Annotated in this window: 9 protein-coding genes; 7 read left to right on the top strand and 2 right to left on the bottom strand. The window is 64.7% G+C overall.

Annotated features, from left to right (window positions below; translation table 11 throughout):
• Positions 1-193: 193 nt before the first annotated feature.
• The 6 genes from nifA to ACQR1H_RS08030 all read left to right on the top strand — a co-directional run bounded on the left by nifA (position 194) and on the right by ACQR1H_RS08030 (position 7,636).
• Positions 194-1,933 (top strand): nif-specific transcriptional activator NifA, encoded by a 1,740-nt coding sequence (gene nifA / locus ACQR1H_RS08005; protein WP_315803703.1) that lies wholly within the window; start codon positions 194-196, stop codon positions 1,931-1,933.
• A gap of 563 nt (positions 1,934-2,496) precedes the next feature.
• Entirely contained in the window at positions 2,497-2,691 is a 195-nt protein-coding gene (locus ACQR1H_RS08010) for a 4Fe-4S dicluster domain-containing protein (protein WP_006609648.1), read from the top strand.
• Positions 2,692-2,729: 38 nt separating this feature from the next.
• Positions 2,730-4,247 (top strand): Fe-S cluster assembly protein SufB, encoded by a 1,518-nt coding sequence (gene sufB / locus ACQR1H_RS08015; RefSeq protein ID WP_434880235.1) that lies wholly within the window; start codon positions 2,730-2,732, stop codon positions 4,245-4,247.
• A 37-nt stretch (positions 4,248-4,284) separates the two neighbouring features.
• Positions 4,285-5,046, top strand: coding sequence for a Fe-S cluster assembly ATPase SufC (sufC, locus tag ACQR1H_RS08020; RefSeq protein WP_315803701.1), 762 nt, complete (start codon positions 4,285-4,287; stop codon positions 5,044-5,046).
• A gap of 19 nt (positions 5,047-5,065) precedes the next feature.
• On the top strand, positions 5,066-6,391 hold the full coding sequence (gene sufD, locus ACQR1H_RS08025) for a Fe-S cluster assembly protein SufD (protein ID WP_315803700.1): 1,326 nt from the start codon (positions 5,066-5,068) through the stop codon (positions 6,389-6,391).
• Positions 6,392-6,394: 3 nt separating this feature from the next.
• On the top strand, positions 6,395-7,636 hold the full coding sequence (locus ACQR1H_RS08030; protein ID WP_316179927.1) for a cysteine desulfurase: 1,242 nt from the start codon (positions 6,395-6,397) through the stop codon (positions 7,634-7,636).
• 288 nt (positions 7,637-7,924) lie between these two features.
• On the opposite strand, the gene ACQR1H_RS08035 is transcribed toward ACQR1H_RS08030, so the two are convergent.
• Both ACQR1H_RS08035 and ACQR1H_RS08040 read right to left on the bottom strand, forming a co-directional pair.
• Positions 7,925-8,386: a SufE family protein gene (locus ACQR1H_RS08035; RefSeq protein WP_434872636.1), complete on the bottom strand. Its 462-nt coding sequence runs from the start codon at positions 8,384-8,386 to the stop codon at positions 7,925-7,927.
• Positions 8,387-8,399: 13 nt separating this feature from the next.
• Positions 8,400-8,825 (bottom strand): response regulator, encoded by a 426-nt coding sequence (locus tag ACQR1H_RS08040; protein WP_316179931.1) that lies wholly within the window; start codon positions 8,823-8,825, stop codon positions 8,400-8,402.
• A 448-nt stretch (positions 8,826-9,273) separates the two neighbouring features.
• Here ACQR1H_RS08040 and ACQR1H_RS08045 point away from each other — a divergent pair.
• A partial coding sequence (locus ACQR1H_RS08045; RefSeq protein WP_434907388.1) for an ArsA-related P-loop ATPase occupies positions 9,274-9,395 on the top strand: 122 nt, incomplete at its 3' end.

The following is a 9,395-nucleotide window of genomic DNA, read 5'->3' on the forward strand; positions in this document are numbered from 1 at the left end:
TCGTCACGGGTGCAAACTAATTTGTTAACATCATGAAAGCCTGCAGCTTTTCTGATCTGTCCGTTGCACACTACTTCTGCGGCAATGCAGCAAAGTTAGGCACGACAATCATCTGCGGTTAAGGGAGGATGTTAGAACACCTACAATCACGGGCGGCTTCACCAAGGCGTTCGTGACGATCAGAGAAGCGACGATGGTCCAAACGGAAACACGTCAGGTCGAAGCTCAGGACGTCAGGTCCAACGCCGCGCCGATTCCGCTCAGCGAGATCGCGCTGACCGGAATTTTCGAAATCTCGAAAATTCTCGCCGCGCCGACGCGGCTGGAGATCACCCTCGCCAATGTCGTCAACCTGTTGCAGTCCTTCATGCAGATGCGCCACGGCGTGGTGTCGCTGCTCGCCGATGACGGCATTCCCGATCTCGCAGTCGGGGCCGGGTGGAGCGAAGGCAGCGACCAGCGTTATCGCGAGCGCCTGCCGCAGAAGGCCATTGACCAGATCGTCGCCACCGCCGTGCCGCTGATCGCCGAGAACGTCGCCGATCATCCCGCCTTCAGCGATGCGGATGCGGCCACGCTCGGCGCCGGCGCCGACACCCGTGTGTCCTTCCTCGGTGTTCCCATCCGCATCGACCAGCGCGTCGTCGGCACCCTGACGATCGACCGGGTCTGGGACGGCCGCGCCGTCTTCCGGCTGGATTCCGATGTGCGCTTCCTGACCATGGTCGCCAATCTGATCGGCCAGACCATCAAGCTGCATCGCGTCGTGGCGCGCGACCGCGAGCGGTTGATGGCGGAAAGCCACCGGCTGCAGAAGGAGCTCTCGGAACTGAAGCCGGTGCCGAAGGATCGCAAGAGGGTGCTGGTCGACGGCATCGTCGGCGACAGCCCGGCGCTGCGCGCGCTGCTGGAGAAGATCAACGTCGTCGCCAAGTCGAATGCGCCGGTGCTGCTGCGCGGGGAATCCGGCACCGGCAAGGAGCTGGTGGCGAAGGCGATCCATGAACTGTCCAATCGCGCGAAGCGGCCGTTCATCAAGATCAACTGCGCCGCATTGCCGGAGACGGTGCTGGAGTCGGAGCTGTTCGGCCACGAGAAGGGCGCCTTCACGGGCGCGATCAACGCTCGCAAGGGCCGCTTCGAACTGGCCGACAAGGGCACATTGTTCCTCGACGAGATCGGCGAGATCTCCCCGGCGTTCCAGGCCAAGCTGCTGCGCGTGCTGCAGGAGCAGGAGTTCGAGCGCGTCGGCGGCAACCAGACCATCAAGGTCGATGTCCGCATCGTCACCGCCACCAACCGCAATCTCGAGGAGGCGGTGTCGCGCAACGAGTTCCGCGCCGACCTCTACTACCGCATCAGCGTGGTGCCGATCAAATTGCCGCCGCTGCGCGAGCGGCGCAGCGACATCCCGCAGTTGGCGCGCGAGTTCCTGCGCCGCTTCAATTGCGAGAACGAGCGCGATCTCACCTTCGACGTCAGCGCCATCGAGGTGCTGATGCATTGCGGCTTTCCTGGCAATGTGCGCGAGCTGGAGAACTGCGTGCAGCGGACCGCGACCATGGCGACGGGCTCGGCGATCGGCATGGACGACTTCGCCTGCAGTCGCAACGAGTGCATGTCGGCGATCCTGTGGAAGGGCAATACGGTGACGCCTCCGCCGCCGCGCGGCCAGCCGATGGTGCCGCTGCCGATCCTGCCGCGGACGTCGGCGCCGGTCGAGGCTCCCGTCGAGCTGCCGGCGATCGATGCCGATGACGGCGAGTATTCCGATAGCATGGAGGGCGGCGCTGTGCCGGAACGCGACCGCATCGTGCAGGCGATGGAGCGGTCCGGCTGGGTCCAGGCCAAGGCCGCGCGCCTGCTCGGCCTCACGCCGCGCCAGATCGGCTACGCGCTGAAGAAGCACAACATCGAGGTCAAGCGGTTCTGAGCGGCCTGGCTTCGGCTCTTTGAAGGGCGCGCGGCTGGCGCGCCCTTTTGTTTGGGCGCACGCTGCGGTCGACCGCTGCAGTCATCGTGAGAGTCGAGCTTTCAACCACGGTGGCGGTCGACTCCCCTCCCCCTTGCGGGGAGGGGTTGGGGGTGGGGGTCTCCGAACGCAAATCGTTGTGAGTGCATTCGATCGTTATGCAGGTCTTGCCGCGGCTTACGCTCGGTTGCTCAGCGGTTCGATGTATCAACGATGGCCGGTGTCCTCGACAGAGCATCAGCGCGCATCACATGCCGCGTGCGCGTGGACCCACACCCCCGACCCCTCCCCGCAAGGGGGAGGGGAGCGCACCGTCGTCGCGGTTGGCAGTCCGATTTCGGAGACTACCGCTTACTTCGCGTCCTGTCGCACTTGCGACATGCTGTCGGGAGAGCGACAGCTCGCCGTGACCGGCGAACTTTAGAATCCTCCTTAGAAATCAACCAAATGCTCTCTGGCACGGCGCTTGAAAGATAACGCGCGAATGACATCGCTCGATGTCGCAGGAATCGCGGGAGCTGCACATGACCTACAAGATCATCGCCTCACAATGCACGGTCTGCGGGGCATGCGAATTCGAGTGCCCGAACGCAGCCATTCGGCTCAAGAACGACATGTACATCATCGATCCGAAGAAGTGCACGGAGTGCGAAGGCCATTTCGACGCGCCGCAATGCGCTGCCGTCTGTCCGGTGCCGGACACCTGCGTCCCTGCCTGACGCGGGCCGCGGCGGAAACATTGCAAGCGGAGTGAGCGATGGCAGCAGTTCAGGAGACCATTGATCGGGTCAAGGGCATTGACGTCGATCAATATCGCTACGGGTTCGAGACCGTCATCGAATCCGAGAAGGCTCCGAAGGGGCTGTCGGAAGACACCATCCGCTTCATCTCGGCCAAGAAGAACGAGCCGGCTTGGATGCTGGAATGGCGGCTGGAGGCCTATCGCCGCTGGCTGACCATGGCCGAGCCGACCTGGGCGCGGGTCGGCTATCCCAGGATCGACTATCAGGATCTCTATTATTACGCCGCGCCGAAGCCGAAGAAGAAGGTGGCCTCGCTCGACGAGATCGATCCGGAGATCCTGAAGACCTACGAAAAGCTCGGCATTCCCCTGCGTGAGGTCGAAATCCTCGAGGGCGTCGAGCGGCCTGCGGCGGCGGAAACCAATGTCGACGGCGAGGCGGCGGCGCCGCGCAGCAGGATCGCGGTCGATGCCGTGTTCGACTCGGTATCGGTGGCGACGACCTTCAAGGAGGAGCTGAAAAAGGCCGGCGTGATCTTCATGCCGATCTCCGAGGCGCTGCGCGAGCACCCGGACCTCGTGCAGAAATATCTCGGCACGGTGGTGCCGACCACCGACAATTATTTCGCCACGCTCAATTCGGCGGTCTTCTCCGACGGTTCGTTCGTCTACATCCCGCCGGGCGTGCGCTGTCCGATGGAGCTGTCGACCTATTTCCGCATCAACGAGCGCAACACCGGCCAGTTCGAGCGCACCCTGATCATCGCCGACAAGGGCGCCTACGTCTCCTATCTCGAAGGCTGCACCGCGCCGCAGCGCGACGAGAACCAGCTCCATGCCGCCGTGGTCGAGCTGGTCGCGCTCGATGATGCCGAGATCAAATATTCGACGGTGCAGAACTGGTACCCCGGCAATTCGGAAGGGGTCGGCGGCATCTACAATTTCGTCACCAAGCGTGGCGACTGCCGCGGCACCAATTCCAAGATCTCCTGGACCCAGGTCGAGACGGGATCGGCGATCACCTGGAAATATCCGAGCTGCATCCTGCGTGGCGACAATTCCAGCGGCGAGTTCTACTCGATCGCGATCTCCAACGGCTTCCAGCAGGTCGACAGCGGCACCAAGATGATCCATCTCGGCAAGAACACGTCGAGCCGGATCATCTCCAAGGGCATCGCCGCCGGAAAGTCGCAGAACACCTATCGCGGCCTGGTCAGCGCGCATCGCAAGGCGTCGGGGGCGCGCAACTTCACCGCCTGCGACTCGCTCTTGATCGGCGACAAATGCGGCGCACACACCGTGCCCTACATCGAGGCAAAGAATTCCTCGGCGGTGTTCGAGCACGAGGCAACCACGTCCAAGATCTCCGAGGACGTGCTGTTCTACTGCATCCAGCGCGGCCTTAGCCAAGAGGAAGCGGTCGGCCTCGTCGTCAACGGCTTCGTCAAGGACGTGCTGCAACAGCTGCCGATGGAATTCGCCGTCGAGGCGCAGAAGCTGATCTCGATCTCGCTCGAAGGTTCGGTTGGATGACGGCGTCGCGCGGCGACAACATCAGAAGGAGTGTTCGATGACGGCCCTGCTCGAAATCAAGGGACTCCACGCCGAGATCGCCGGCGGACGGAAGATCATCCAGGGCCTGGACCTGACCGTGAACAAGGGCGAGATCCACGCCATCATGGGGCCGAACGGTGCCGGCAAGTCGACGCTGTCCTACGTGCTCGCCGGCAAGCCCGGCTACGAGGTCACCGCCGGTGAGGTCTATCTCAACGGCGAGGACCTGCTGGCGATGGCGGCCGACGAGCGCGCCGCCAAGGGTGTGTTCCTCGCGTTCCAATACCCGCTGGAGATCCCCGGCGTTGCCACCCTGACGTTCCTGCGCGCCGCCTTCAATGCCCAGCGCAAGGCGCGCGGCGAGGAGGAGCTGTCGTCGCCCGACCTGATCAAGCGCGTGCGCGAGATCGCCAAGACCCTGAACATCGACGCCGACATGCTGAAGCGGCCGCTCAATGTCGGCTTCTCCGGCGGCGAGAAGAAGCGCAACGAGACCCTGCAGATGGCGCTGCTGCAGCCCTCGCTCTGCGTGCTCGACGAAACCGATTCCGGTCTCGACATCGATGCGCTGAAGGTCGTCGCCAACGGCGTCAACGCGCTGCGCTCCGCTGAGCGCGGCATGATCGTGATCACCCATTATCAGCGGCTGCTCGACTACATCGTGCCCGACATCGTCCACGTGTTCGCGGCAGGGCGCATCGTCCGCACCGGGACCGCGGACCTCGCGCGCGAGCTCGAGGCGACCGGTTACGCCCAGTATCAGAGCGAAGCGGCGTAAGAGCGCGAGGAGCACGAGCATGGGCGTCGCGATCCGCAAGACCAAGGCCGAGCTCGGACTGGCCGATCTGTATCAGGGCGCCCGCCGCTATCTGCCGGGTGGCGAGGAGATCACGGCGGTGCGCGCCGCCGCATTCGACCGCTTCAACGCGGTCGGCCTGCCGCATCGGCGCGTCGAAGCCTGGCGCTACACCGATCTTCGCACGCAGATGAAGGAGGCGAAGCGTCTCGCTTCGCTTCCGGACGATGCTGCGAAGGCCAAGGCGCGCGAGGCGCGCGACTTGTTCGCCGGCGCCGGCTTTCGCAAGCTGATGGTCGTCGACGGCGCCTTCGTGCCCGAGCTGTCGGACCTCGCCGATCTCGAGACTGGCCTCACCATCCAGCCGATGGCCGACGCGCTCGTCGCCGACAAGCCGCTGCTGTCGCAGCGTCTCGGCCCGATGGTGCCGGACGACGATCCGGCGCTGGCGCTCAACACCGCGCTGGCCGCCAATGGGGTCGTGATCCTGGTCGCACCGGGCACCGTGCTGAGCCGGCCGATCCATGTCGCCTTCGTCACGACCAACTGGGTCGCGACCTCGATGTTCACGCGGTCGCTGGTCAATATCGGTGCCGGCGCCAGCGCCACCATAGTCGAGACGCATCAGGGACCCGACGGCAGCGAGTATCAGGTGAACGCCGCAATGCAACTCGTCGTCGGCGACGAGGCGCGGATCGATCACGTCAAGGTCGTCAGCGAGGGCAACAGCGCGCTGCATATCGGCTCGCTGCTCGCCAATATCGGCGCGCGCGCGACCTTCAACCAGCTCGGCTTCGTTGCCGGCGGCGGCCTGGTGCGCAATCAGCTGTTCGTCCGCCTTGCGGGTGAGGGCACCGTCGCCGATATCCGCGGCGGCGCGCTGCTGTCGGGCACGCAGCATGCCGATGCCACGCTCGCTATCGAGCACGCCGCCGAGAACGGCCAGAGCCGCGAGACCTTCAAGGCCGTCGTCGGCGATACCGCGCGCGCGGTGTTCCAGGGCAAGATCACCGTCAGCCCCGGCGCGCAGAAGACCGACGCCAAGATGATGTCGCGGGCGCTGCTGTTGTCCGACGAGGCCGAGGCCGACAGCAAGCCGGAGCTCGAGATCTTCGCCGACGACGTGCAGTGTGGTCACGGCACGACCACCGGCGCCATCGACGATGAGCTGTTGTTCTACTTGATGGCGCGCGGCATTCCGCCCAAGGAGGCCAAGGCGCTGCTGATCCAGGCCTTCATCGGCGAGATCATCGAAGGCGCGGCCAATGAGAGCGTGCGGGCGGCGCTGACCGAGGCGATGCTGGGCTGGCTCGGACGACGGGAGTAGATGATGCATGCAGCGGTGCAGGGAAGCGGCTACGACGTCGGCCGCATCCGGGCGGATTTTCCCATCCTCGGCATGCAGGTGCACGGCAAGCCGCTGGTCTATCTCGACAACGCCGCCTCGGCGCAGAAGCCGCAGGCGGTGCTCGACCGGATGAACCAGGTCTATACGTCCGAATATGCCAACGTGCATCGCGGCCTGCATCATCTCGCCAACGCCGCCACCGAGGCCTATGAGGGCGCCCGTGCCAAGGTCGCGGCGTTCCTCAATGCTGAGAGCCCGGAGCAGATCATCTTCACGCGCGGCGCCACCGAGGCGGTGAATCTGGTGGCGCAGACCTTCGGGCGCGAGCGGATCGGGCCGGGCGACGAGATCGTGCTCTCGATCATGGAGCACCACGCCAATATCATTCCCTGGCATTTCCTCAGGGAGCGCCAGGGTGCTGTCATCAAATGGGCTCCGGTCGATGACGATGGCAACTTCCTGCTCGACGAATTCGAGAAGCTTCTGACGCCACGCACCAAGATGGTGGCGATGACACAGATGTCGAACGTGCTCGGCACCGTCGTTCCGGTCAAGGAGGTCATCCGCATCGCGCACGCCCGCGGCATTCCCGTGCTGGTCGACGGCTCGCAGGCCGCCGTGCACATGGAGGTCGACGTCCGCGATCTCGACGCCGACTTCTACTGCGTCACCGGGCACAAGATCTATGGTCCGACCGGCATTGGCGCGCTCTACGGCAAGCGCGAGCTCCTGGCCGCGATGCCGCCGTTCAACGGCGGCGGCGAGATGATCCGCGAGGTATCGCGGGACTTTGTCACCTATGGCGACCCGCCGCATCGCTTCGAGGCCGGCACGCCGCCGATCGTTGAAGCGGCTGGGCTCGGCGCGGCGATCGATTACGTCGCCTCGATCGGCAAGCAGCGCATCGCGGCGCACGAGCATGATCTCGTCGCCTATGCCACCGAGCAGCTGCGCGAGATCAACTCGCTGCGCATCATCGGCAATGCCGCCGACAAGGGCGCGATCGTCTCGTTCGAGATGCAGGGCGCCCACGCCCACGACTTCGCCACCGTCATCGACCGCTCCGGCGTCGCGGTCCGCGCCGGCACCCATTGCGCCATGCCGCTGCTGGAACGCTTCGGCGTGACGGCGACCTGCCGTGCCTCGTTCGCGATGTACAACACGCGGGAAGAGGTCGATGTCCTCGTGCGCGCGCTGAGGAAGGCGCAGGAGTTTTTCGCGTAGAGACGACTTGCCCTACGCTTGATGATCGCAAAGAGACGGTGCTGATTGATGCGCCCTCTCCCCTTGTGGGAGAGGGCAGCACCGCTGTGAGTCCCAGGCAAACTCGGGTGAGGGGTTGTCTCCGCGAGCCACGACCGTCTGAATATGCCGAGACAACCCCTCACCCGGCGACCCAGGGCGATGCTTCGCATCGCCAGGGGCCGCCACCCTCTCCCACAAGGGGAGAGGGTGCACCGAGATCGCCGCCACAAGACGGATCAATCAAGCCAGAAAATAAGCCAATCAAACCTACGCCGCCGCCGCCAGCGCCGCCTGGGCATCCGCCTTGATGCGGGCCACCATCGAGCGGAAACCGTTGGAGCGCTGCGGGGTCAAATGCTCGCGCAGGCCGAGCTTCTCGAACAGGGCGATCGGATCGGCGGCCAGGATCTCGCTTGCCGTGCGGCCCGACACCATGGCCAGGAGGATCGCGACCAGGCCGCGAACGATGTGGGCGTCGCTGTCGCCGATGAAGTGGAGCGCCGGTGCTGCGGCGTCGTGCCGCACGGTGGTGGCGAGCCAGACCTGGCTGGTGCAGCCCTGCACCTTGTTGCCATCATTGCGGTCGGCGTCGGGCAGCGGCGAGAGGCCGCGGCCGAGCTCGATCACATAGCGGTAGCGGTCGTCCCAGTCGTCGAGCAGCGCGAAATTCTCGACGATGTCCTCGATGTCCGGCGCCCCCGGCGCCGTGGTCTGGGTCATCTTCAACATCAGGCTCTCCGTGTCACCGGCTGATCTCCGTGGATATGCGGGCCGGCGATGCCGTCGGGCCCGGTTCGCTCCCGCGCCGTGCCAGCACGGAATCGACCGCGTGCGTGACGCCGTCGAAGGTGATCGGCTTGGCGATGACGGCTTCCGCGCCCTGCTGCAGGCCGGCCAACGCGAGCGGCGATCGGGTCGATCCCGCGACCACGATGATGCCTGCCTGATGCATCTTCCGGGCAAGCATGCCGACGGTCTCGGCGCCGTCGTCCTCCAGGATGCTGCTCCCGACCAGGACGGCATCGGGTGTGGCCCGCACGGCCTTGCTCAGTGCATCCGCGGTCTCCGCGAAGGTGAAGGTCTCGTGACGCTCGCTGAGAATGTAGCCGAGCGCCGAGCGGATCACCTGATCGGCTTCAATGACAAAGACGCGCGCCTTGCTCGCCATCAAAAGTACTCCTGCTGGCCCGTTCGAAAGCGGGTTTGATCTACATCAAGCAAACTCCGTACCGCCGCTCCTGGCCGGCCTCGGCGAGCGTTCCGCGGTGTTCTCTACGGAAGCGTCGCTCGGAGCCGCGGCGGCATGTGTCGTTTCGGACAGCACGGCGCGGGAGCGTCGGGTGAAAACCCCCGATGTCGGATTTGCAACAAGTACATCCTAGCGCCGAGCTTGGCCGCATCTCTTTCAAAACATGGCCTTTTTAACGATTCCAAAGCTCTGGCACATCAGTTGCAAAACTGGGCTCAGGCAAAGGTTGAGGGCTGAGTGCACGCCGACGCTTCGGACGAGCGATGCTCTCCTTCCCAATAACCCGTCTGCCGGTTCTGGAGAGAGGACGCGGTCTCGTCATGCAAGGCGCATGCGGGACATTGGCAATCGGTTGATGGAGAGCAGAATGTCATCACTTCGACAAATCGCATTTTACGGCAAAGGCGGCATCGGCAAATCGACGACGTCGCAGAACACGCTCGCGGCGCTCGCCGAGATGGGTCATCGGATCCTGATCGTCGGCTGCGA

The sequence above is a fragment of the Bradyrhizobium sp. HKCCYLRH2015 genome (assembly GCF_051168215.1).
Lineage (GTDB): Bacteria > Pseudomonadota > Alphaproteobacteria > Rhizobiales > Xanthobacteraceae > Bradyrhizobium.

Excerpts from the sequence above, each read along its gene's own strand:
- sufD (WP_315803700.1), top strand. The coding sequence starts at position 5,066 with ATGGGCGTCGCGATCCGCAAGACCAAGGCCGAGCTCGGACTGGCCGAT.
- ACQR1H_RS08030 (WP_316179927.1), top strand. The coding sequence starts at position 6,395 with ATGCATGCAGCGGTGCAGGGAAGCGGCTACGACGTCGGCCGCATCCGG.
- ACQR1H_RS08010 (WP_006609648.1), top strand. The coding sequence starts at position 2,497 with ATGACCTACAAGATCATCGCCTCACAATGCACGGTCTGCGGGGCATGC.
- sufB (WP_434880235.1), top strand. The coding sequence starts at position 2,730 with ATGGCAGCAGTTCAGGAGACCATTGATCGGGTCAAGGGCATTGACGTC.
- ACQR1H_RS08035 (WP_434872636.1), bottom strand. The coding sequence starts at position 8,386 with ATGTTGAAGATGACCCAGACCACGGCGCCGGGGGCGCCGGACATCGAG.
- ACQR1H_RS08040 (WP_316179931.1), bottom strand. The coding sequence starts at position 8,825 with ATGGCGAGCAAGGCGCGCGTCTTTGTCATTGAAGCCGATCAGGTGATC.
- sufC (WP_315803701.1), top strand. The coding sequence starts at position 4,285 with ATGACGGCCCTGCTCGAAATCAAGGGACTCCACGCCGAGATCGCCGGC.
- nifA (WP_315803703.1), top strand. The coding sequence starts at position 194 with ATGGTCCAAACGGAAACACGTCAGGTCGAAGCTCAGGACGTCAGGTCC.